The 22,642-nt window shown below is 72.1% G+C and carries 22 protein-coding genes and 1 pseudogene; 9 read left to right on the top strand and 14 right to left on the bottom strand.

Going from position 1 to position 22,642, the window contains the following annotated elements:
- Positions 1–22 precede the first annotated feature (22 nt).
- From ACTJKJ_RS21905 to ACTJKJ_RS21895, 3 genes are all read right to left on the bottom strand, one after another.
- Complete coding sequence (locus tag ACTJKJ_RS21905; protein WP_440822025.1) at positions 23–829, bottom strand: transporter; 807 nt, start codon at positions 827–829, stop codon at positions 23–25.
- Positions 830–854: 25 nt separating this feature from the next.
- On the bottom strand, positions 855–3,320 hold the full coding sequence (locus ACTJKJ_RS21900; protein ID WP_440822023.1) for a penicillin-binding protein 1A: 2,466 nt from the start codon (positions 3,318–3,320) through the stop codon (positions 855–857).
- A 127-nt stretch (positions 3,321–3,447) separates the two neighbouring features.
- Positions 3,448–4,320, bottom strand: a complete 873-nt coding sequence (locus ACTJKJ_RS21895) for a CPBP family intramembrane glutamic endopeptidase (RefSeq protein WP_183480270.1) — start codon at positions 4,318–4,320, stop codon at positions 3,448–3,450.
- Positions 4,321–4,442: 122 nt separating this feature from the next.
- Between ACTJKJ_RS21895 and sbcB the strand changes: the two genes are divergently transcribed.
- From sbcB to ACTJKJ_RS21880, 3 genes are all read left to right on the top strand, one after another.
- On the top strand, positions 4,443–5,900 hold the full coding sequence (gene sbcB, locus ACTJKJ_RS21890; RefSeq protein WP_440822020.1) for an exodeoxyribonuclease I: 1,458 nt from the start codon (positions 4,443–4,445) through the stop codon (positions 5,898–5,900).
- 116 nt (positions 5,901–6,016) lie between these two features.
- Positions 6,017–6,946 (top strand): GGDEF domain-containing protein, encoded by a 930-nt coding sequence (locus tag ACTJKJ_RS21885; RefSeq protein ID WP_091733409.1) that lies wholly within the window; start codon positions 6,017–6,019, stop codon positions 6,944–6,946.
- Positions 6,947–7,163: 217 nt separating this feature from the next.
- Positions 7,164–7,469, top strand: a complete 306-nt coding sequence (locus tag ACTJKJ_RS21880; protein ID WP_091733411.1) for a flagellar basal body protein — start codon at positions 7,164–7,166, stop codon at positions 7,467–7,469.
- Positions 7,470–7,522: 53 nt separating this feature from the next.
- On the opposite strand, the gene ACTJKJ_RS21875 is transcribed toward ACTJKJ_RS21880, so the two are convergent.
- The 11 genes from ACTJKJ_RS21875 to ygfZ all read right to left on the bottom strand — a co-directional run bounded on the left by ACTJKJ_RS21875 (position 7,523) and on the right by ygfZ (position 17,569).
- Positions 7,523–9,481 carry a bifunctional 2',3'-cyclic-nucleotide 2'-phosphodiesterase/3'-nucleotidase gene (locus ACTJKJ_RS21875; RefSeq protein WP_440822018.1) on the bottom strand — a complete coding sequence of 653 codons (1,959 nt, stop codon included), beginning with the start codon at positions 9,479–9,481 and terminating at the stop codon, positions 7,523–7,525.
- A 5-nt stretch (positions 9,482–9,486) separates the two neighbouring features.
- The gene (locus ACTJKJ_RS21870) at positions 9,487–10,002 is read right to left on the bottom strand and encodes a GAF domain-containing protein (protein WP_440822016.1); all 516 of its coding nucleotides are present in this window, start codon (positions 10,000–10,002) and stop codon (positions 9,487–9,489) included.
- Between the two features lie 102 nt (positions 10,003–10,104).
- Positions 10,105–10,581 carry a DUF2269 family protein gene (locus ACTJKJ_RS21865; protein ID WP_440822014.1) on the bottom strand — a complete coding sequence of 159 codons (477 nt, stop codon included), beginning with the start codon at positions 10,579–10,581 and terminating at the stop codon, positions 10,105–10,107.
- 62 nt (positions 10,582–10,643) lie between these two features.
- Positions 10,644–11,033 (bottom strand): DoxX-like family protein, encoded by a 390-nt coding sequence (locus ACTJKJ_RS21860; protein ID WP_297381682.1) that lies wholly within the window; start codon positions 11,031–11,033, stop codon positions 10,644–10,646.
- A complete protein-coding gene (locus ACTJKJ_RS21855) occupies positions 11,015–11,896 on the bottom strand; it encodes an NAD-dependent epimerase/dehydratase family protein (protein WP_440822011.1) in 882 nt (293 codons plus the stop codon). The genes ACTJKJ_RS21860 and ACTJKJ_RS21855 overlap by 19 nt, the downstream gene beginning before the upstream one ends.
- Entirely contained in the window at positions 11,893–12,495 is a 603-nt protein-coding gene (locus ACTJKJ_RS21850; RefSeq protein ID WP_440822010.1) for a thiol-disulfide oxidoreductase DCC family protein, read from the bottom strand. The genes ACTJKJ_RS21855 and ACTJKJ_RS21850 overlap by 4 nt, the downstream gene beginning before the upstream one ends.
- Before the next feature lie 66 nt (positions 12,496–12,561).
- Positions 12,562–13,092 carry a GbsR/MarR family transcriptional regulator gene (locus ACTJKJ_RS21845; protein WP_091733423.1) on the bottom strand — a complete coding sequence of 177 codons (531 nt, stop codon included), beginning with the start codon at positions 13,090–13,092 and terminating at the stop codon, positions 12,562–12,564.
- A 43-nt stretch (positions 13,093–13,135) separates the two neighbouring features.
- Positions 13,136–14,389, bottom strand: coding sequence for a hypothetical protein (locus tag ACTJKJ_RS21840; protein ID WP_440822007.1), 1,254 nt, complete (start codon positions 14,387–14,389; stop codon positions 13,136–13,138).
- A gap of 128 nt (positions 14,390–14,517) precedes the next feature.
- On the bottom strand, positions 14,518–16,251 hold the full coding sequence (gene ybaL, locus ACTJKJ_RS21835; RefSeq protein ID WP_343604925.1) for a YbaL family putative K(+) efflux transporter: 1,734 nt from the start codon (positions 16,249–16,251) through the stop codon (positions 14,518–14,520).
- The gene (locus tag ACTJKJ_RS21830; RefSeq protein WP_440822005.1) at positions 16,251–16,595 is read right to left on the bottom strand and encodes a DUF4936 family protein; all 345 of its coding nucleotides are present in this window, start codon (positions 16,593–16,595) and stop codon (positions 16,251–16,253) included. Before ACTJKJ_RS21830 ends, ybaL begins: the two co-directional genes overlap by 1 nt.
- A complete protein-coding gene (gene ygfZ / locus ACTJKJ_RS21825) occupies positions 16,592–17,569 on the bottom strand; it encodes a CAF17-like 4Fe-4S cluster assembly/insertion protein YgfZ (protein WP_440822003.1) in 978 nt (325 codons plus the stop codon). Before ygfZ ends, ACTJKJ_RS21830 begins: the two co-directional genes overlap by 4 nt.
- 110 nt (positions 17,570–17,679) lie before the next feature.
- Here ygfZ and mltG point away from each other — a divergent pair.
- The 6 genes and pseudogenes from mltG (at position 17,680) to ACTJKJ_RS21795 (ending at position 22,561) form a co-directional block, all read left to right on the top strand.
- Positions 17,680–18,679 (top strand): annotated as a pseudogene (gene mltG, locus ACTJKJ_RS21820) (endolytic transglycosylase MltG).
- A 39-nt stretch (positions 18,680–18,718) separates the two neighbouring features.
- Entirely contained in the window at positions 18,719–19,330 is a 612-nt protein-coding gene (gene tmk / locus ACTJKJ_RS21815) for a dTMP kinase (RefSeq protein WP_091733433.1), read from the top strand.
- Positions 19,324–20,388, top strand: coding sequence for a DNA polymerase III subunit delta' (locus ACTJKJ_RS21810; RefSeq protein WP_440822001.1), 1,065 nt, complete (start codon positions 19,324–19,326; stop codon positions 20,386–20,388). The genes tmk and ACTJKJ_RS21810 overlap by 7 nt, the downstream gene beginning before the upstream one ends.
- Positions 20,389–20,453: 65 nt before the next feature.
- Positions 20,454–20,843, top strand: coding sequence for a PilZ domain-containing protein (locus ACTJKJ_RS21805; protein WP_091733888.1), 390 nt, complete (start codon positions 20,454–20,456; stop codon positions 20,841–20,843).
- A 133-nt stretch (positions 20,844–20,976) separates the two neighbouring features.
- Positions 20,977–21,762, top strand: coding sequence for a TatD family hydrolase (locus ACTJKJ_RS21800; RefSeq protein ID WP_343604935.1), 786 nt, complete (start codon positions 20,977–20,979; stop codon positions 21,760–21,762).
- Between the two features lies 1 nt (position 21,763).
- Complete coding sequence (locus ACTJKJ_RS21795) at positions 21,764–22,561, top strand: ankyrin repeat domain-containing protein (protein ID WP_440821999.1); 798 nt, start codon at positions 21,764–21,766, stop codon at positions 22,559–22,561.
- The last annotated feature ends 81 nt before the right edge of the window (positions 22,562–22,642 follow it).

The raw sequence follows: 22,642 nt of genomic DNA, 5'->3' as shown, positions 1-22,642 counted from the left end.
AGCTGCCGGCGAGGAAGCAGCCTCAGAACCCGATCGACACCCCCAGCCCCAGCACCCAGTCGGGCGTCTGCTTCGTCAGCCCCCGGTTGAGCGAGGCATCGAGCTGCACGCGGCGGTCGACCAGCCAGGTGACGCCGGTGCCGGCCGAGACGCTGCGGCCGCCGTTGCGCGTCGATGCGAGCTGGTCGCCGGCGATCTCGACGTAGCCCTTCCAGCGCTCGGCGATCGGCCAGCCCAGCGAGGCGCCCAGGATGCCGCCGACGAAATGACCGCCGTCCTCGCGCCGGTCACGGTACAGCCCGCCGATCACGCCGGCCGACCAGTCGCGTGGCAGGTCCCATTCCGCCGTCAGCCGCAGCGACGGCCGCAAGCCCTGGCCCCGGAACGCCGCCGAGCCGCTGTCCATGTCCATGTGCAGCAGCCACGCCAGCCCGGGCTTGCCGCGTTCGCCGTCGCTGTCCTGCAGGTGCCACTTCACGCCGAGCGCCGTGTCGGCCCAGCCGCTCGCGCGCGTCGTGCCGTCGGCGTCGGTCGCGCGCAGTCGCTGGTAGCCGTCGGTCTCGACGCGGAACTCCCAGTCCTCGGTGAAGCCGAAGCGCAGCAGCGTCGGCGTCGACCACAAGCGGCTGCGAACGCCGTCGCTCTTGTCGCGCTGGTAGCCGATGCCGGTCTCCAGCAGCGCGCGGCCCTGGCCGACGGTACTGCTCGATTCGACGATGCCGGGCTGGTCGGGCTCGATGGCGTCGGCATCGTCGGCCGCCCAGGCGGACATCGATGCGGCGGCGATCAGCAGGGCGGCGGTGCCGCCGCGCAGCAGGCTGGAGGTCATGTCGCAGGCTCCCTGTCGGTTCGAATCACTGACCGCCGCTGCGCTCGCCGCCCATCCACCAGGAAGGGGGCACGCCGGAGGCCCCGGGCGCTCCCGGGACGGCGCCAGACGCCGCGTCGGACGCCGGCAGCGGCGGCGGCATCGGTCCGATGGTCTTCAGCCCGGCGTCGCCGGCGAATTCGCTGTACACCCAGTCCGGTCCATACGGCCCTTCCTCCTGCACCAGCCCGCCGTCCTTGGGCGGCTCGATCTCAGAAGGCTTGATGTCCCGCAGCGCCACGGCCATGTAGTCGATCCACGCCGGCAGCGCGACGCCGCCGCCGGTCTCGCTGGCGCCCAGGCTGCGCGGCTGGTCGTAGCCGATCCAGACCACCGTCGCCACGCGGCGCTGGAAGCCGGCGAACCAGGCGTCCACCGCGTCGTTGGTCGTGCCGGTCTTGCCGTACAGGTCGTAGCGCTTGAGCGACTGGCTCGCGCGGTAGGCCGTGCCGCGGATCGCCACCTCGCGCAGCAGCGAACCGGTGATGAAGGCATTGCGCTCGCTGATCGCGCGGCGCTCGTCGGTGAGCTTCTCCGGCTCGGCCTCGAACAGCACCTGGTTCTGCGCGTCGACGATCTTCGTCACCAGCAGCGGCTTGAGCAGGTAGCCGCCGTTGGCGAAGACCGAATACGCGCTGGCCATCTGCAGCGGCGTCACCGAGCCCGAGCCCAGCGCCAGCGTCAGGTTCTCCGGCTGCTTGTCGACATCCAGGCCGAACTTGCCGGCCCAGGCGCGGCCGCGCGCCGGCGTCAGCTGCTCCAGCACCCGGATCGTGACCATGTTCTTGGACTTGGCCAGGGCCTGGCGCAACGTCATCGGACCATCGAAGTTGCCGTCCGAGTTGCGCGGGCTCCAGTCGCCCACCGAGATCGGCGCGTCGTCCACCAGCGTCGCCGGGCTGGCGCCGTTCTCCATCGCCGCCGAGTAGATGAAGGGCTTGAAGCTGGAGCCCGGCTGGCGCCAGGCCTGCGTCGCGTGGTTGAACTGGTTGCGGTTGAAGTCGAAGCCGCCCACCAGCGCCAGGATCTTGCCGCTGTCGGGCTCGACCGAGACCAGCGCGCCCTCGGCCTCCGGCGACTGCGTCACCGCCCAGGCGCCCTTGGGGAACTCCTTGGTCGGGTTGCCGCGCAGCACCCGGACGATGGCGCCGCGATGGATGCGCAGCTCCGGCTTGGCCTTGGCCGACAGCGCCGACTGCACCGAGCGCAGGCCATCGCCCTTGATCTCGATGTCCTCGCCATCGGCCAGCGTCGCCTGGAGCCGGTTGGCCGCGACCTGCGTCACCACGGCGGCGCGCAGGTCGTCGTTGTCGGGATGCTCGTTGAGCGCCTGCGCGATCGCGGTGTCCTGGTCCTGCGCGTCCATGCCCTCGGGCAGGTCGACCTCGCCCTCCGGGCCGCGCCAGGCCTTGCGGCGCTCGTAGTCCATCAGCGTGCGGCGCAGCGCCTTGTACGCGGCGACCTGGTCGTCCATGCGCAGCGTCGTCGTCACCCGCAGGCCGCGGCTGTAGGCCTCGTCGCCGTACTGGGCGTGGACCACCTGCCGCACCATCTCCGCGGCGTACTGGCCGTAGGGCAGCCGCTGCTCCTGCGCGCTGCGCAGCCGGACCGGCTCGTCGCGCGCCTGCTGCGCCTGCGCCGGCGTGATCATCCCCACGTCCACCATCCGCTGCAGCACCACCGCCTGGCGGCGCTGCGCGCGCGGCAGGTTCATGATCGGGTTCGCGTAATAGGGGTTCTGCGGCAGGCCCGCCAGCATCGCGGTCTCGCCGATCGACAGCTCCTTCAGCGGCTTGCCGTAGTACGCATGCGCGGCCGCCTCGAAGCCGTAGGCCCGCTGACCCAGGTAGATCTGGTTCATGTAGACCTCCAGGATCTTGTCCTTGGACAGCTGGCTCTCGATCTTGAAGGCCAGCAGGATCTCGACGAACTTGCGGGTGTAGAGCTTCTTCTTGGTCAGGTAGAGGTCGCGCGCCAGCTGCTGGGTGATGGTCGAGGCGCCCTGGCTGCGCGACGAGAACAGGTTGGCCAGCGCCGCCCGGAAGATGCCGGTGAACGAGACGCCCTGGTGCTCGTAGAAGCTGGCGTCCTCGACCGCCAGCAGCGCCTGCTGCATGGTCTTGGGGATGCGGTCCAGCGGCAGGTAGCTGCGGCGCTCGGCGCCGAACTCGGCCAGCAGCTGGCCGTCCTCGGTGTAGACGCGCAGTGGCTGCTTGGGGTTGTAGTCGGTCAGCCGGTCCAGGTCGGGCAGGCCCGGCCAGACCACCGCCGCCGCGCCCGCCAGCAGCAGCACCACGGCCAGCACGCCCGCGCCCGACCAGACCGCGATGCGCTTCCACGCCGGGAGCGTGCGCAGCGAGGCGCGCATCGGCGCGGTGCGGCGCCACAGCGCCTGGAAGAAGCCGGCCACGGCCGTGGCGACGGTGCGAGCGAATTGAGCGAGCTGCTGCATGCGGGGCGCCGAGTTCAGGTCGGCGGATTATCGTCAGACATGCTGGCCTGTCCGGGGCCGCGTGCGGACGGCAACAATCCGTACACGGGAGACACACGAACCGCGTACGGCCGCGCGGCGGGCGGCATCAACCGATCCGCAGGTCCAGCGTCAGGAACACCAGCGCGTTGAGCGCGAAATGCAGCGCGATGGCGAGCTCGATGCGGGCGCTCAGCGCATAGGCCAGGCCGTAGCCGAGCCCGGCCAGCATCGCCAGGCCGACGTAGAGCGGCCCGCCGGCCGCGTGCGCCAGGCCGAAGAGCACCGCCGCCAGCAGCACCGGCAGCCAGCCGTTGACGGTCCGCAGGTCGGTGCCCAGGCGCCGCGCCAGCAGTCCCTGGATGACGCCGCGGAAGGCGGCTTCCTCGGCGACGCAGGTCAGGAACAGGTTGGACGCCAGGAACAGCCCGGCGTTGTCCGGCCAGCGCAGCGTCGGCCGGCCCAGGCCGCCGGCCACCGCCAGCAGCCAGGGCAGCGCCAGCGTCGCCGCGACCGTCGCCCAGAGCGCGACGGCCGGCAGGCCGGGTGCGACTGCGGGCGCGAGCCCGACGCCCTCGGCGCGGCGCCGCTGCTGCGCGGCCAGCACCGCCAGCATCAGCATCCCGGCCACGCCCTTGTCGAAGTTGAGGTAGCGCAGCGTCGGCGGGCGCGTGTCCGAGGCCGCCACCAGGTAGGTCGGGTTCAGGAAGCCCGGCAGCAGATGCAGCGCCAGCGCCAGGCCGATGACCAGCATCAGCGCCATCAGCACCGCCTCGCGCCGGGGCCGGTGGCGCGCGGCGATCGCCATCCAGGCCAGGGCCGCCATCGCGGCCACCGGCACGAGCGCGGCGATCGTCAACTGGCCGTGGATCTGTCCGGCGGTGACCGCCATGATCAGCAGCGACAGCCAGGGCCACGGGGCCCTCACCGGCAGCAGGGTGGCGAGGATCGACAGGCACAGGAGCAGGTGGCTGAGCGGCATCTCGGGTCTTCGTCCGATCTTGGGGGGAGGGCGCGGGGGCGGTTCCCCCCGAAGTTCCCCCCTCGGAAGGCCCACGCCAGGGCGCCGAAGTATCCATGAGGTCTGAGGTATCGTGCCGCCCCATGCATGAGATGACTTTCTACTGGCACGACTACGAGACCTTCGGGCGCGTGCCGCGCCGCGATCGCCCGGCGCAGTTCGCCGGCATCCGCACCGATGCCGAGCTGAACGAGATCGGCGAGCCGCTGATGGTCTATTGCCAGCCGCCCACCGACGCGCTACCCGATCCCGAGTCCTGCCTGCTGACCGGCATCCTGCCGCAGACCTGCGCCGAGCACGGCCTGCCCGAGCACCGCTTCGCCGCCGACATCCATGCCGAGCTGTCGCGCCCCGGCACGGTGGGCCTGGGCTACAACACCATCCGCTTCGACGACGAGGTCACCCGCTTCCTGTTCTGGCGCAACCTGATCGATCCCTACGGCCGCGAGTGGCAGAACGACTGCGGCCGCTGGGACCTGCTGGACGTCGTGCGCTGCGCCTACGCGCTGCGGCCCGAGGGCCTCCAGTGGCCGCGGCACGAGGACGGCCGGCCGTCCTTCAAGCTGGAGCACCTGACTGCCGCCAACGGCCTGGCCCACGAGGCCGCGCACGACGCGCTGTCCGACGTGCGTGCCACCATCGCGCTGGCGCGGCTGATCCGGCAGGCGCAGCCGCGGCTGTGGGACTTCTGCCTGAAGCTGCGCCGCAAGGACGCCGTCTGGGCCGAGATCGGCACCAACCGGCCCTTCCTGCACGTGTCGGGCATGTACGGCCCGGAGCGCGGCTGCATCGCGCTGGTGTGGCCGCTGGCGCCGCATCCGACCAACAAGAACGAGCTGATCGTCTGGGACCTGGGCAGCGATCCCGCGGAGCTGCTCGGCCTCGACGCCGAGGCGATCCGGCTGCGCCTCTACACCAAGCAGGAGGCCCTGCCCGAGGGCGTGACGCGGCTGCCAATCAAGACCATCCATGTCAACAAGTCGCCGATCGTGATCTCGTCGCTGAAGATCCTGTCGCCGGAGATGGCCGCCCGCTGGGGCCTGGACATCGCCCGCGGCCTGGCGCATGCGGAGCTGCTGGCTGCCCGCGGCCGCGAACTGGCGGAGCGCTGGCCCCAGGTGTTCCAGCGCCCGGCCGGCGAGGGCGGCGTCGACGTGGACGAGGACCTGTACGGCGGCTTCGTCTCCAACGACGACCGGCGCGCGCTCGAGCGGCTGCGCGGGCTGTCGCCCGAGGCGCTGGCCGATCGCGTCGCGCAGGGCAAGGTCGCGTTCGAGGACGGGCGACTGGAGGAAATCCTGTTCCGTTACCGCGCCCGCAACTTCCCGGACAGCCTGAACGGCGACGAGGCGGCGCGCTGGGAGCACCACCGCGCGGCGCGGCTGCACGCGGGCGAGGGCGGGGCGCAGACGCTGGAGGCCTTCTTCGAGCGCATCGACACGCTGGCCCAGGCGGCGGAGGAGTCGGAGGACGAGCGCGCCGGGGAGATCCTGTCGGCCCTGTACGACTGGGCGGAGCAGATCGCACCGCCGCCACCCTGATGCCGCCCTGGGCGACGCCGCCCCGAAGCGACCGTCCGGCGCCGGAACGGGGGCCTGTCCGGGGTTCCCAGGCCTGATCAAAACAGGTACACCTGCGCCATACGCCAGGAGACGACATGCAATCCCAACACGACGCCGCCGACCCGATCGCCGCCCGCATGCGGGCCTTGCTGGTGCGGGCGCCGCTGGCCGTGGCCTTCGTGGCCGCCGGCCGATTCGAGGTGGTCAGCGAGCATTTCAACCACCTGTTCGGACATGGGGACGACACCGACCTGAGCGGCACCGACCAGCGCGGCTCGGTCGTGTCCGACGCCGCCCACCAGGCGCTGCAGACCCGCATGGGCACCGCCTTCGGCGCCGGGCGGCCGCTGGACGAGGAAGTCGAGTTCGTGCGCCGTGACGGGTCACGCTTCTGGGGCCGCCTGCAGGCCACGCCGGTGCACTGGGAACAGCCGGCCGGCGAGGCGATGTGGATCGTCGAGGACGTCACCGCCGCCCGCCAGCAGCGCTTGCAGCCGACCTGGTCCGCCAAGCACGACGAGGTCACCGAGCTCGCCAACCGCCGCGAGATGGAGCGCCGCCTGGCCGAGCATGTCGGCAGCCGTCGCCATGAGCCGGTGTCGGTGCTGTTCGTCGACATCGACCGCTTCACCGAGGTCATCCAGGGCATGGGCGCCGAGGTCGCCGACCACTTCCTGTACGGCCTGGGGCAGATGCTGATCACCAAGGTGCGAGCGTCGGACACCGTCGCCCGGATGGAGAACGATCACTTCGTCGTGCTGCTGCCCGATTGCGACCAGCACTACGCGCAGATCGTGGCCGAGAAGATCCGCTCGTCGATCGCCAGCTTCCGGCTGCGCTGGGGCCTGCACCGGGCGCGGGTCAAGGCCAGCCTGGGCGTCGTGCAGTTGCAGCCCTCGCTGGACACGGTCGATGCGGTGCTGGGCGCCGGTCAACTGGCCTGCACCGAGGCCAAGGCCTCGGGCGGCGACTCGGTCCGCGTGTTCATCTCGAGCGGGAGCTTCGAGGAACTGGCGGGCGCCTGAGGGCGCCGGGCGCGCCAGCCGGCTGGGGCCAGCCGCTCGCGCGGCCCGAGGACGGACCCCGCGCGGCGGGCGGTGATCCGGCGGATTTGGGCGAATAGCGGATCGGCAATCAAAAGAAATGGCGGGGAAAGCCATTTCTTTTCTAAAGATCGCTCGGAATCTGCCGATGACGGCGGCATGCCCGCGCGCTTGAGGCCGGGTTACTGGAAAGAAACCCATGTCCACCGTCAGCCTGTCGACCGCCTTGTCCGGGATGTCCGCCGCCAATGAACGGCTGCGGGCGTCGGCGAACAACATCGCCAATGTCGCCACGCCGGGCTACCACCGCGAGCGCATCGAGGCCGAGACCGCCGCCGACGGCAACGGCGTGACGACCCGGGTGGAGAAGCTGCCCACCCCGGGCGAGGACCTGGCGACCGACCTGGTCGAGCAGAAGTCCGCCACCTATGCCTACGTCGCCAACCTGCGCGTGCTGCAGACGCAGCTCCGCGCGGAAGGCGCGCTGCTCGACATCCACGTCTGAGCCCCGCCCGGGCGCCTGAGCGCCCAGTGAGGGCGTCCAGTCAGGGCTTCAGGTCAGGGCGCTAGCTCGAACAGCGACGAACCGTCGCCGTTGTCCTTCACCTGCCGCACCTGCGGCGTCTCCTTCAGGTGGGCGAGCGCCCCGTTGCCCGAGACGAACTGCATCGCCACGCCCGGCACCGGCCGGATGCGCCAGGACGGCGCCGCCACCGCCGCGCTCAGCGAGGGCTGGGCGGCCAGGAAATGGGCCACCGCCTCGCGGGTCTCGTCCGGCGCGTCCACGACGACCTTGTCCGCCGCCAGCGCCGGGAAGTGGCCGCCGCCGTAGGCGCGGTAGTTGTTGGTCACGACCAGGAAGTCGGCGCGCTCGTCCAGCGGCTGGCCGCGCCAGCTCAGGTTCACGACGCGGTGGCCGTCGCCCTGGCGCTGGCCGTCCTTGTCGAATCGCGCCGGCTGGGTCAGGTCCAGCTCGTAGCGCAGCGCCCCATCCTGGCCGAGCATCATGTCGAAGTTGAAGCTGGGATAAGCGGCATCGACGAGGTCCTGCCGCGCCGGCCCCTGCGGATCGATGCGGCGGAACTGGCCGGCGGACATCTCCAGCCAGTCGCGCACCTGGGCGCCGGTGAGCTTCACCACCTTGATGGTGTTGGGGTAGACATACAGGTCGGCCACGTGCTTGATCGCGACCGGTCCGGCGGGGATGTCGGTGTACTGCGTCCAGCCCTGGCGGCCGCCCGACTTGAACGGCGCCGCCGCGCTGAGCATCGGCAGCTGCTCCAGCGCCGTGCCCTGGACGGCCTTGCGCGCATAGGCCAGCTGCGCCTGCGCGACCAGCCGCACCGCGCTGCCGTCCAGCACCTGCGAGAAGTAGCTGTGGATCGGCTGGTCGGCGACCGCGACCTGGCTGCGGACGTAGTCGAGGGTCGCCTGGTGTTCCTGGGCGATGACGACGGCCGGCATCGGGTCGGCGTCCGCCAGGGGCCGGCGCGCGGCGCGGTCGAAGATCGGCCGCAGGCTGGACTGGCTGTCCGCGACCCGCCAGCGCGCGCCGGGGGCAGCCTGGCCGGTGGACCGCAGCGTCAGGTCGACGACGCCCAGGTGATCACCCCAGCGCCCCGGCATCACCGCCGGCGTGCCGTACAGCCGGCCCTTGGCCAGGTCCACGCCGGGGTAGCCGGCGAAGCCCGGGCCGGGGAACTCGGTGTGCGCATGGCCCAGCAGCAGCACGTCCACGCCCTTCACCCGCGCGAGCTGGGCGGCCATGTTCTCGGACAGCCGCGGCAGCTCGGTCCGGTCGATGCCGGTGTGGGCGATGACCACGACCAGGTCGGCGCCGCGCCGGCGCAGCGCCGTGACCTGCTCGGTGGCGGCTTCCACCATGTCGCGCACCCGCACCTTGCCGGCCAGGTGCTGGCGGTCCCATTCCAGGATCTGCGGCGGCGTGACGCCGACCACGCCGATCTTGAGCGCATGGGCCTGGCCCGCCTCGTCGCGCATCTCGCGCTCGAGCATCACGCTGGGCGTGAAGGCGTGGCGGTGGCCGTCGGCCTCCATCACGTTGGCGTTCAGATAGGGGAAGGCCGCGCCGGCGATGGCCTGGCGCAGGAAGGGCAGGCCGTAGTTGAACTCGTGGTTGCCGAGGTTGGCGGCGTCCACGTCCAGCAGGTTCAGGATCTTGTAGGCCGGGTGGACCTGATCCGCCGCGAGCGGCCGGACCCGGGCCACGACATCGCCCAGCGGATTGCCCTGCAGCAGGTCGCCGTTGTCGAACAGCAGGCTGTTGGGCGCCTCGGCGCGGGCGCGATGGATCAGCGTGATGGTGCGAGCCAGGCCGAACTCCTGGACCGGCCGGTCCTGGTAGTAGTCGTAGCTCAGCAGGTTCATGTGGATGTCGCTGGTCTCCAGCACGCGGAGCTTGAGCTCCGCCGCGGACAGCGGCATCGACACGACCGACAGGGCCGAGGCGGCGACCAGGCCCAGCGCCGCGAGGGCGCGCATCGTGCGCGTGCGCATGCGGCTCAGGCCCAGTCGGTGCCGGCGACCAGCAGGTCCAGCGCGCGCCGGAAGCCCTCGGCGTCGATCGCGTCGAAGCGCGCGGGCTCGGGGCTGTCGAGGTCGAAGACCGCGCGCAGCGCGCCGCCCGCGACCACCGGCAGCACCAGCTCCGAACGCGAGGCCGCGTCGCAGGCGATGTGGCCGGGGAAGGCGTGGACGTCCTCGACCAGCTGGATCTCGCGCGTGCGGGCGCAGGCGCCGCACACGCCGCGGCTGAACGGGATGCGCACGCAGGCGACCTTGCCCTGGAACGGGCCGAGCACCAGCTCCTGGTCGTTCTTCGGGTTCACGAGGTAGAAGCCGGCCCAGTTCAGCGTGGGCACGGCGTTGAACACCAGCGCGGCGAACTGGGCGAGGTTGGCGATCGCGTCGCGCTCGCCATGCAGCAGCGCCTGCGTCTGCGCGACCAGGGTGTCGTAGGAGGCCCGCTTGGCCTCGGGGCTGGTCATGTCCAGCAGCGGGGTGGGTTCGAAGCTCATGGGGCGGGATTGTGGCGGGAGTCGCCGATCCCGCTCCCGCGTCGGGGCGATCCCCGGCTTCACCCAGGGCGACCCCATGGGCACCCCGGGGTCACCTGGCGCTCACCCCCAGAGGGCGGGCTTGTTCACCATCAGGTAGAAGACCACCAGCACCGCGAGGAAGGCCGGGTAGCCCAGGCCCTCCCACCAGTGGGCGTAGCGCCAGTAGAGCGCCGGCAGCGGCTGGCCGCTGGCCAGCGCGGCGTCCGCCATCTTCGAGAGCTGGATCTGCAGCCACACCACCGGCAGCCAGCAGGCGCCCGCCAGCAGGTACAGCCCGATCGACAGCGCCAGCCAGGGCGTGTCCAGCGTCCAGCCCGCCTGCATCGCCAGCCACACGCCGGTGAGCGGCTGCACGATCACCGCCGGCGTGGTGAACCAGTAGTCCGCGCGCTTGACCAGCCGCGCCACCACCGCCTGCGCGGCGATGGAGCCGCTGCGGTTGGCGAAGAACAGGTAGAAGGCCGAGCCGAAGCCGGTGCCGGCCAGCAGCACGCTCGAGACGATGTGCAGCCACTTGATGACGAGATAGGTGTTCATGGTGTTTTCCCCCGAGGTCTTGTTGTTGGATTTCCAAGCCTGCCGCCGGACTGCGACAGGCCTCAGGCCGGCGCGTCCTCGTCGAGGATCAGCAGCAGGATCGCGATCGGCAGGTTCTTGGTCAGGCTGCCCAGCGGATCCAGCCACAGCGTGGGCAGGATCACCGTCGCCACGGCGGTCATCAGCAGCATCACCGCCCCGGCCAGCCGGTAGACCCAGCGGCGGTGCCAGCGCCACATCGCCAGGCCGATCAGCAGGTCGGCCAGCGCGCCCGCCACGATCACCGGCGCGATCCAGGCCTCGGGCGTGCCGGCGGACACCATCAGCGCGCGGCTCTGGCCGTCGAGCCCGATCAGGCTGACCACGCCGGTGGCGAGCCACAGCGCGATCAGTCCCGCGCGCGCCACGACCCGGGTGCGCCGGTGGCGGAAGTTCACTCGCCCGATGCCCATGCGGCCTCCACGAATCGTTCGATCGGAACGGCCGGGCGCCCGAGCACGCGCTCGAAGGCGGCGGCGTCGCCGATGTTGTCCTGCTCCAGCAGTGCCAGGGCTTCGCTGCTCCAGGGCTGGGCGCTGACCAGGTCGCCCAGCCGGGCGCTCCAGCGGCTGGGTGCGTCCGGCAAGGGCAGCACCCGCGCGGGCGCATGGCCGTGCTGGCGGCGCAACTCGCCGATGAAGGCCGACAGGCTGAGCGCGCGCGGACCGACGGCGGTGACGAGCTCGGGCCCGCCGTCCTGCACCAGCCGCAGCACCGCCTGCGCGACGTCCTGCACCGCGACCGGCTGGACGCGCGCCTGGACCGCCGCCCGGGGCAGTACCAGCAGCGGCAGCCGGGCCAGGTTCATGAACAGCGCCGCGCTGGCGCCGCCGCGACCGAAGACGATGCTCGGGCGCAGCACGGTGGCGTCGAGGCGGCCCTGCGCGCGCAGGCGCAGCAGGGCCTCGTCGGCGGCGCGCTTGGTGGTGGCGTAGCGGGTCGGGCTGTGCGCCACGCCATTGGCGGAAATCTGGATGACCCGCGCGACGCCGGCCCGGGCGCAGGCCTCGAAGAGCGCGGCCGGCGCCTCGTGGTGGACGGCCTCGAGCCGGCGGCGCGGTGTGTCGCGCAGCAGGCCGACCGCATTCACGACGGCATCGAAGCCGGTGACGCGAGGCAGCCAGACTTCGGGGCTGAGGTCGCGCTGGAAGTCCTGCGTGCGGGAGTCCCCGGCGGTGACCGATAGGCCGGCCTCGCGCAGCGCGCGCACGACGCGCCGGCCGACGAAGCCGCTGGCGCCGCAGACCAGGACGGAGCGGATCGGAGCGGCGCTCATGACGCGACTCCGGCGGGGCGGTCCGACGTAGCCTCCGTGGCCGACGTTGCCGGCGCGGCCGAGGCCTCGTTCGCCGGGCCGTCCGGCCGCGTCGAAGCCGCCTGTTCGGACGCGATCGAGCACGCACCGGCATGGCAGGCCGAGGCGCCGGCGCGGCGCTCAGCGGCACGGCGCAGCGCGGTCTCGAGCACCAGCCGCGCGAGCGGCTTCGGCACCAGGTAGCGATGGCGCGCGACCAGCGGGTAGGCGTGGTCGAACAGCCAGCGCAGGCCCGGCAGTTCGGTGAAGCGGACCAACCCGTCGAGCTGGACGCCGCGGTAGGCCAGGCGCAGCACTTCCGAGCCCGTCGACAGGCGCCCGTCGCCCCGCACGCCGTGGAGGGTGCCCATCAGCGCCGGCATGTCGGTGCCGGCCGGGAAGGCCGTGAAGCCCGGCTCGGAGATGTCCACGAAGCGGAGCAGCCCGGCCGTGTTGCGCAGCATCAGGTTGCGCATCTCGCCGTTGCAGATCGGGCAGGCGCCGTCGAAGTAGAGCGTCAGCGGGTAGGCGTCTGGGTCGCGCTGGATCGCATGCCGGTCGGATTCGGGGGTGAAGCGCATCACATCCTCCTTCGTTGCTCGATATTTCAGTAAAGACAGAAATTCATTGCCAAAAAAAGGGGCGGATCAGGATCCGTCCCCGCGCACGAAGCGCTGCACGCTGGCGCCGAGCTTGAGCACCTTCTCCAGCGTCGACGGCGACAGCCGCATCATTTCCTCCGACCAGGCGCCCAGCGTCTGCATCAGGCGCAGGCACTCGCGCACGCGGTCCTGGGCGTCGGGCGACTCGTCCTGGAAGCCGTCCTCGGCGACCAGCTCCGACAGCATCCGCACGGTCGGATCGAACTCCCGATGCTTGCGCTCCCGCACGATGGTGCGCAGCAGTTCCCACACGTCGGCGGTCGTCTCGAAGTAGTCGCGCCGGTCGCCCAGCACATGGGTGACGCGGATCAGGTTCCAGCTCTGCAGTTCCTTGAGGCTGGTGCTGACGTTGGAGCGCGCCACCGACAGCGTCTCGGCCAGTTCCTCCGCATTGAGCGGGCGGCCGTGGAAGTAGAGCAGGGCGTGGATCTGGGCGACGGTGCGGTTCACGCCCCAGGCGCTGCCCATCTCGCCCCAGTGCAGGACGAATCGGCGGGCGGTGTTGCTGAGTTCCATGGTCGCGACTGTAGCGAGACAGAAATTTCTGTCAACACAGAAATCAACGCGACGAGCTCAGGCTGCCGACCCGTCCCATCCAGGCCTGCGCCGGGCCGGCCAGCCAGGCGCGTGCGGTTTCGGAGCGCTTCACCTCGCGGTCGAGGAAGGCGACGCTCACCTGCTGCGCGGCGATCAGGCCCAGCTGCTGCGCGTGGCGTTGGCGGTAGTCCGGGATCGGCGGCACCGGCGCCATCCGCACCGGCGCGTCCTGTCCGCGCTGTCCGCGGCCTCCACCCCGGCGGCCCTGCGGTTGCGACTGCGCCTGGTCCTCCGCCGCCTGGATCCGCTTGCGCTCGCGCTCGGCGTCTTCCGGCCGCGGCTCGTTACCGCCGAACGCGGCATGGCGGACCTCGTTGGCGCTCAGCAGCCAGCCGCGTCCCGGCGGCATCGCGGCGAAGGGGGCTTGGCGCCAGGCCAGGTCGCGCACCAGCTGCAGCACGTCGCCATCGTCCGGGCCGGTCAGGCCGAGCACCGGCATGGCGACCTCCCGGTAGCGCGCCGGATCGGGCGTCGCGAACAGCTGCGGGCTGATCACGATCGCGGCGACCGGCCGGACGGTCTTGAGCGTGAGCATCGCGCCATCCGTCTGGCGCTCGCCGGCCAGCGCCAGCGCCAACTGGGCGCCGAGTTCATAGCCCGCGACCGCGGTGCGCGACCAGTCCAGCGCGCGCCACGGCGTCTCGCCCTGGCGGCCGAGCCGCTGGGCCTCGGCGAGCAGCTCGTCGAGCCGCGCCAGGCGCCGCCGCATCTGCGCGTCGGCGTAATGCCGGCGGCCCAGCTCGGTGAACTCGGCCGAGCGGGCCAGGTCGGACGACCACGCCATGGCGTCGTCGTCCAGCGGCTGCAGCGACAGCACCGCGTAGCCGGCGGCGGCCCAGGCGCGGCGCCAGACCAGGCCGGCGTTTTCGGACTCACCCAGGCCCGGCAGGTACAGCACGACCGGGCGCGGTGAAGCGCCGTCGGCGGCACCGGCCGGCAGCGCCAGGCTCAGGCGCACGTCGTCGCCCCGCAGCCGCCAGGCGAGCGACTGCACCGTGACCGCCTCGCCGGACGGCGCATAACCACGCGCGGCGAACTCGCGCTGTTGCTGCTGCTCCTCGAGTCGCGCCTTCGGCGGTCCGCCGCCGCAGCCGCTGAGCAGCAGCGCAGCGGCGAGCAGGGCGCCAGCGGTCCGGGCGAAGGCGCCAGCGCGCAGGCGCGGGCGCAGGCCAGGTGCGGGCGACGGGGCGGGACGGTCGAGGGTCGGGTCGATCATGGGCGGCGACGCTAAGCGGGCGATGTAAAGCCGGGATTGCTGGCCGGGAAGGGCGCGCTGGGCGCTGTGGTGCGTTGTGTTGCGGCAAGCGTCCCCGATGGGCCGCTTGCCACGCCCGGCCCGGGCGCTCAATGCGCGGGCGTGGCCAGCGGCGCGAGGTTCTCGGGCAGCTCGGCATTGAAGCGCCGCAGCACATGCCGGCTCATGCCCTTGGCCAGTTCCTCCTCGCCGTAGAACACGGTGCCCAGTTGCTCCTTGCGCAGCAGCGCGGACTCCTCCTCGCCATGGGTGCGCAGCACGATCTCGATGCCCGGGTTCAGCTGCCGGGCCGTGTCGGCCATCTGCCGGGCTCTCATCGAGTCGGGGATCGCCACCACCAGCATCGCCGCGTTGGCGATGTGGGCCTGGACCAGCACCATGGGATCGCTGGCGTCGCCGCTGACCGCCGCCAGGCCGCGCTTGCGCAGCGCCTCGACGGTTTCGCGGCTCTGGTCGGCGACGACGAAGGGGATGTCGCGCTCGGCCAGCGCGTCGGCGATGCGCCGACCCACGCGTCCGAAGCCCACCAGCACGACCTGGCCTTCCAGGTACTGGCGTTCGGTGGTCTGGGGCAGCTCGGCATAGGGATCGTCCCGGGCCTCGAGCTTGCGCGCGAAGGCCGAGCGGCTCAGCACCCAGCGCTGCAGCGGCTGGATCATCGCGAACATCACCGGGTTCAGCGCGATCGACACCAGCGCCGCCGCCAGCACCAGGTTCATGCCAGCCTTGGGCAGCAGGCCCAGCTGCAGGCCCAGGCCCGCGAGGATGAAGCTGAACTCGCCGATCTGCGCCAGGCTCGCCGACACCGTCATCGCCGTGTTCAGCGGGTAGCGGAACAGCAGCACGATGGCCGTCGCCGCGATCGCCTTGCCCAGCATCACGATCGCCACCACGCCCAGCAGGTGCAGCGGCTGGTCCACCAGCGTCATCGGGTCGAACAGCATGCCCACCGAGACGAAGAACAGCACCGAGAACGAATCCCGCAGCGGCAGCGACTCCTGCGCGGCGCGGTGGCTGTACTCGGACTCGCGCATCACCATGCCGGCGAAGAACGCGCCCAGCGCGAAGGACACGTGGAAGAGCACGCCGGCGCCGTAGGCGATGCCGATCGCCACCGCGATGACCATCAGCGTGAACAGCTCCCGCGAGCCGGTGCGCGCCACCTGCCACAGCAGCCAGGGCAGCACGCGCCGGCCCACCACCAGCATCAGCACGACGAAGGCCGCCATCTGCGCCAGCGTCTCGGCGATCGTGCGCCACAGCGGCACGTCGGCGCTGCCGGGCTGGGTCGCGCCGCCCAGCACCGGCGCCAGCGGCGGCAGCAGCACCAGGATCAGCACCGTCGCCAGGTCCTCCACCACCAGCCAGCCCACCGCGATGCGGCCGTTGACCGACTCCAGCGTGCCGCGCGCCTCCAGCGCCTTGAGCAGCACCACGGTGCTGGCGCAGGACAGCGACAGCCCGAACACCAGCGCCGCGCCAGGGCTCCAGCCCCACCACATCGCCAGGCCCAGGCCCAGCAGCGTGGCCGCGCCCATCTGCACGACCGCGCCCGGCAGCGCGATGCGCTTGACCGCCATCAGGTCCTTGAGGGAGAAGTGCAGCCCGACACCGAACATCAGCAGCATCACGCCGATCTCCGACAGCTGCGCGGCGATGCCCACGTCGGCGACGAAGCCCGGCGTGGCCGGCCCGATCGCGATGCCGGCGAGCAGGTAGCCCACCAGCGCCGGCAGCCGCAGCCGCTCGGCGATGAATCCGAGGATCAGCGCCAGGCCGAAGCCCGCCGCCAGCGTGGAGATGAGGGAGACGTTGTGTTCCATCAGCGCGCCGCTCCCGGACCGGCGACGGCGGCGAAGGCCTCGCGGTGGCGGGGACCCTGCGCGAAGGCGCCCAGGGCGGCGGCGATGTGGCGCTCCGCGTCCGCCGCGTCGGGCAGGGCGGGGCCGTAGATCTCCATCCAGGTCTGGAAGACCGGATCGTTGTCATGGCGCTGGAGCAGCCGCACCGGCTGGCCGGCGCGCGCCTGCTCGAAGGCGGCCAGGGCGGCCGCCAGGTCGTCCGTGTGGACGCGGTAGTAGACGTAGAGCTCGACCGGCGCGCCGGCCGGGCGATCGGGCGAAGCGGTCCCAGGGGCCGAGGCCCGCGTTGGCGGCGACGAGGTCATTCCGGTTCTCCGATGGCGTAGGGCAGGGGACGGGGCGTGAGCACGGCGCCTTGCGCGCTGCCCAGGTGCAGCGTGCCGGACTCGAGCGCGGCCAGCTTCACCTCGGCCAGCAGCAGCGGACGGCCTTCCAGGCGGCCGAAGCCGGCGACCATGCCGGCGGGCTGCTCCGGATCGGCGCTGTGGAAGATCTCCTGGCCCGGCGTGGCGTCGGCGTCGCTGCCGTCCATCGCGAACAGGTGGGTGCGGCGCTTGATCGTGCCGCGGTACTGGCTGCGCGCGACGACCTCCTGGCCCGGGTAGCAGCCCTTCTGGAAGTTCACACCGCCTAGCAGCTCGAGGTTGAGCATCTGGGGCACGAACTGTTCCACCGTCGCCTGGCGGATCCAGGCCAGGCCGGCGGTGACGTCCAGCCCCTGCCATTCCTCCGGATCGATCGACGGCAGCGCCGGCGCGGCGGCATCGGCGGGCTGCAGCAGCAGGAAGCGCGGCGTGAGGCCATCGTCGGGCAGTCGGGTGGCGAGCGCCTCGCGGCCGTCGGCCAGTGCCAGGCGGCCCACCGTCCAGACCTCGGCCGGCGCGGCGGCACCCAGCCAGTCGCGCGCCTGGGCGCCGGACAGCCCCCAGACCGACCAGGCGGCGCTGTCGTCGCTGAGCTTGCACTTGGCCCGCAGCACGAACATGGACAGCCGCTTGACCGTCGCCGGCAGCACCTCGGCCGGCAGCGCCAGGAGCACCGATTGCTCGTCCGGCTTGACCGCCAGCATCGTGGCCAGCAGCCGGCCCTTGGCCGAGCAGTAACCGGCCAGGCGGGCCTGGACCGGCGTCTGCAGGGCCAGGTCTTGCGTCAGCTGCGTGTGCAGGAACTTGGCGGCTTCCTCGCCCTGGGCGCGGATGACGCCCCAGTCGGCGAGACGGACGGCACCCAGGGCCGAGGACGGCACGGGCGGCGGGGCGTGGTGGAGGTCTTCGATCATGGGGCCGATTATCATCAGCCCCCGCATTTCACGAAGGGCCCCGGGTCTTGTCACGCGCGAAGCACAACCCTCGCCGCGCCGCGAGGAAATCGAAGAAGCAATCGGGCCGGATCGGACGCTGGCTGCTGTCCGTGCTGGTCGCGCTGGCGGTGCTGGCCGCGGGCGCCGGCGGCGCCGTCTGGTGGTGGCTGCAGGCGCCGCTGGCGCTGGAGAAGGACAGCCTGGAGCTCTCGATCGAACCCGGCACGCCGCCGCAGCAGGTCGCGCAGGCCTGGGTCGGGGCCGGTGTGCAGACCGATCCGCGTTTCCTGTACGCGTGGTTCCGCTACTCGGGGCAGGCGCGCAAGATCCGCGCCGGCAGCTACGAGGTCCATGCCGGCATCACGCCGCGCGAGCTGCTGGACAAGATGGTCCGCGGCGACCAGGTGCTGGAGCAGCTCCGCCTGATCGAGGGCTGGAACTTCCGCCAGTTGCGCGCCGCGATCGCGGCCGCGCCGGCGCTCAANCAAGCAGACGACCGCCGGCATGACCGACGCCCAGATCATGGCGGCGCTGGGCGCGCCCGGCCAGGCGCCGGAGGGCCGCTTCTTCCCTGACACGTACGCGTACAGCCGCGGCGTCAGCGACCTGACGGTGCTCAAGCGCGCCCATGCGCTGATGCAGAAGCGGCTGGAGAGCGCCTGGTCCGGCCGCTCCGACGGCCTGCCGCTCAAGAGCGCGGACGAGGCGCTGATCCTGGCCTCCATCGTCGAGAAGGAAACCGGCGCCGCCGCGGACCGCGGGCTGGTGGCGGCGGTGTTCATCAACCGGCTCAAGGCCGGCATGCCGCTGCAGACCGATCCGACGGTCATCTACGGGCTGGGCACCGACTTCGACGGCAACCTGCGCCGCATCCACCTGCAGACGGACACCCCGTTCAACACCTACACCCGCGGCGGGCTGCCGCCGACGCCGATCGCGATGCCGGGCCTGGCGGCGCTGCAGGCGGCGCTGCATCCGACCCCGTCCAAGGCGCTGTACTTCGTGTCGCGCGGCGACGGCACCAGCCAGTTCAGCGAGGACCTGGCCGCGCATAATCGCGCGGTCAACAAGTACCAGCGCGGCCGCTGAGCGTCCGCGCTGCGCTTTTTTCCGAGAGAGCATCCACGCGTGAGCGGCCGATTCATCACCTTCGAGGGCATCGACGGGGCGGGCAAGTCCACCCATGTCGAGTCCGTCGCCCAGCGCCTGCGCGAGCGCGGCGCGGACCTGGTCCAGACCCGCGAGCCGGGCGGCACGCCGCTGGCGGAGTCGCTGCGCGACCTGTTCCTGCACCAGGACATGGATGGGCTGACCGAGGCGCTGCTGGTGTTCGCCGCGCGCCGCGACCACGTGCAGCGCGTCATCGCGCCGGCCCTGGCCGCGGGCCGGACGGTGCTCTGCGATCGCTTCACCGACGCCAGCTTCGCCTACCAGGGCGGCGGCCGCGGCATGGACCTGCAGGTGCTGGGCACGCTGGCGCAGTGGGTGCAGCAGGGCCGGGAGCCGGACCTGACCTTCTGGTTCGACGTCGACCCCGCGATCGCGGCCGGGCGCCGCGCCCAGGCCCGCGACGCCGACCGGCTCGAGCAGCTGGACCTCGACTTCTTCACCCGCGTGCGCGAGGGCTACCAGCGCCGCGCCGAAGCGGCGCCGGGCCGCATCGTCCGCATCGATGCCGGCGACACGATCGAGGGCGTCGCGGCCCAGATCCGCGCCGAGCTGGAGCGCCGCGGATGGTGAGCGAATCCTCCGTGACCGCCGACGGCGCCGCCGCGCTGGCCGATGGCGGCCAGCTGCCGCTGCCCTGGCTCGCCGCGCCGCTGCACCAGGCGTTGACGCAGGGACGCAGCCACGCGCTGCTGCTGCAGGGACCGGCCGGCGTCGGCCAGTTCGACCTGGCGCTGCTGCTGGCGCAGGCCTGGCTCTGCGAGGCACGCCCGGCGCCGGACCAGCCCGGCTGCGGCCGCTGCGCGAGCTGCCACCTGCTGCGCTCGCGCTCGCATCCGGACTTCCAGGTGCTGCTGCCCGACGCGCTGCGCGAGCCGCTGGGTTTCGGCGCGATGGAGGCGGAAGGCGAGGGCGGCGGCTCGGCCAAGGCCGCCAAGACCAAGCCCAGCAAGGAGATCAAGATCGAGGCGGTCCGCCAGATGCTCGCGTTCGCGCAGGTCAGCGCGGCGCGGGGGCGGGCCAAGGTCGTGGTCGTCTACCCGGCGGAGGCGCTGAACACCATCGCGGCCAATGCGCTGCTCAAGACGCTGGAGGAGCCGGCCGGACTGCTGCGCTTCGTGCTCGCGAGCGCGGCGCAGCAGCAGCTGCTGCCGACCATCCGCAGCCGCTGCCAGCCGCTGCAGATGGCGCTGCCCGCGCGCGAGGCGGCGCTGGCCTGGCTGACGGCGCAGGGCGTGGACCAGCCCGGCGTGCTGCTGGACGCCACCGGCGGCCGGCCGCAGGAGGCGCTGCTGTGGAGCGAGGAGGGCGTCGGCGCCAAGACGTGGCTGGAGTTGCCGCGCCGCATCGCGCGGGGCGAGGCCAGCGCGCTGACCGACTGGCCGGTGCCGCGCGCGATCGCCGCGATGCAGCGCCTGGTGCATGACCTGATGCGCATCGCCCACGGCGCCGGGCCGGCCTACTTCCCGCGCGACGCGCTGCCCAAGCTGCCGGCGGTGCGCGCGGCGCTCGACCAGTGGGCCCGCACGCTGCAGCAGGCGGCGCGGCATGCGGACCATCCGCTCAATGCCGGCCTGCTGATGGAATCGCTGGTGGCCCAGGGGCAACAGGCGATGCGGCCGGCGCGGTAACCGAATCTGACCCGCGGGCGCGGCGAGTAGACTCGGCGCCCATGAGCGAACTCAGCCTGAAACCGATGAGCACCACTCCGCCCGCGTCCGCTCCCGTCCCGGCCCCCGCCGGCGGTGCCCGACCCAGCGTGATCCAGCTGGTGTTCAAGGAGAAGGGTGCCCTCTACGCCGCCTACATCCCGATCTTTTCGGAAGGCGGCGTGTTCGTGCCGACCACGCGCGAATACAAGCTGGGCGAGGACATCTACCTCCTGATGACCCTGCCCGAGGATCCCAACCGTTATCCGGTCGCCGGCAAGGTCGCCTGGCTGACGCCGGCCAACGCGTCGGGCGGCCGCACCCAGGGCGTCGGCGTGCGGTTCCCCGGTGACGAGAAGACCCGGCTGATCAAGCTGAAGATCGAGGAACTGCTGGGCACGGCGATCTCCTCGGCCAAGCCGACGCAGACCATCTGAACGCCGCGATCGCCGGCCGCGCCCAGCGGACGGCGTCCGGCTGACCTCGCGCGGCGCGCTCCGCGCCTCTGCCTGCCAAGGGCATTTCCGCCGGGCGCTGCGCCGCGTCGCGATCCGGCCCAGAGTTCCCGCGATGTACATCGATTCCCACTGCCACCTGAGCTTCCCCGAGCTCCAGTCCCAGCTCCCCGACCTGCTGGCCGCGATGGACGCGGCCCGGGTGACCCAGGCCATCTGCATCTGCACGACGATGGAGGAGTTCCCCGAGGTGCACGCCCTGGCCACGGCGCACGCACCGCTGTTCGCGACGGTCGGCGTCCATCCGGACAGCGACGAGGTCCATGAGCCCAGCGTCGACGAGCTCGTCGCCGGCGCGGCGCAGGCCAAGGTCGTCGCCATCGGCGAGACGGGCCTGGACTACTACCGCCTCAACGGCCGCACCGTCGAGCAGATGGAATGGCAGCGCGAGCGCTTCCGCAACCACATCCGCGCCGCCAAGCGGACCGGCAAGCCGCTGGTGATCCACACCCGCTCCGCCGCCGAGGACACGCTGCGGCTGATGCGCGAGGAGGACGCCGGCCAGCCCGGCGGCGTCGTGCATTGCTTCACCGAGACCATGGACGTCGCCAGGGCGGCGCTGGACCTGGGTTTCCACATTTCGTTCTCGGGGATCGTGACCTTCAAGAACGCGGCCGATCTGCGCGAGGTCGCGAAGATCGTGCCCGCCGACCGCCTGCTGATCGAAACCGACAGCCCCTACCTGGCCCCGGTGCCGTTCCGCGGCAAGCTCAACCAGCCGGCCTACGTGCCGCATGTGGCCAAGCTGGTGGCGGAGGTCCGGGGCGTGCCGGTCGAGGACCTGGCGGCGCAATGCACGGCCAACACGCGGCGGCTGTTCCGGCTGCCGGAGGCGGCCTGAGATGGCGGGGCGATCGAGCGGGCCGCGTCGCGGCCGGTGGTTGGTGCCGGCGACGCTGGCAGCGTTCAAGGCATTCAAGGCATTCAAGGCATTCGCGGCGGTGGGCGGCTTGACGCTGGCCGCGGGGCTGCTCGCGCCAGCGTGGGCGCAGGGGCGCTTCGACGCCCGGGCGCCCGTGGTGGCGGCGTCGGAGGCCGTCGCGCCGCCCGAACTCCATGTCGCCGCGCGGAACGACCACGCCGCCACCGTCATGAAGCTGCTGCTGGCGGGCACCGATCCCAACGTCCGCGACGCGCAGCGCAACACGGCGCTGCACGTGGCGATCCGGGAGGAGTCCGGCAAGGCGGTCGAGGCGCTGCTCAAGAGCCCCGGCACCGACGTCAACGCCATCAACCAGGCCGGCGAGACGCCGCTGATGCTGGCCGCGATCAAGGGCAGCCTGGACATCGCGCGCGAGCTGGTCAGGCGCGGCGCGCTGGTCAACGAGCCGGGATGGTCCGCGCTGCATTACGCGGCCGCCGGCCCGAACGAGCACCTGGTGCGCTGGCTGGTCGGGCAGGGCGCGGACATCGACGCGCGGTCGCCCAATGGAACGACGCCGCTGATGATGGCGGCCGGCTACGGCGGGCTGAGCGGCGCCGAGATCCTGATCGCCGCCGGCGCGGACGTCACGCTGCGCAACGACCATCAGCTGAGCGCGGCCGACTTCGCCCGCCGCGCCGGGCAGGACGAGATGGCCGACAAGCTGGACAAGCTCGCCCGGGCGCGTCCGAAGGCCGCCGTCACGTCGGCGCCGTAGGCGGCGTCCCCCGGCGCGACGCTTTCCCGCGCCTTTCCGAGGCATCGGTCACACGCCGCACGGCGCGGTGAGGCAGCTGCT

The sequence above is a fragment of the Roseateles sp. 22389 genome (genome assembly GCF_052044995.1).
GTDB lineage: Bacteria > Pseudomonadota > Gammaproteobacteria > Burkholderiales > Burkholderiaceae_C > Roseateles.
This window is presented reverse-complemented; position numbering and strand designations above follow the sequence as displayed.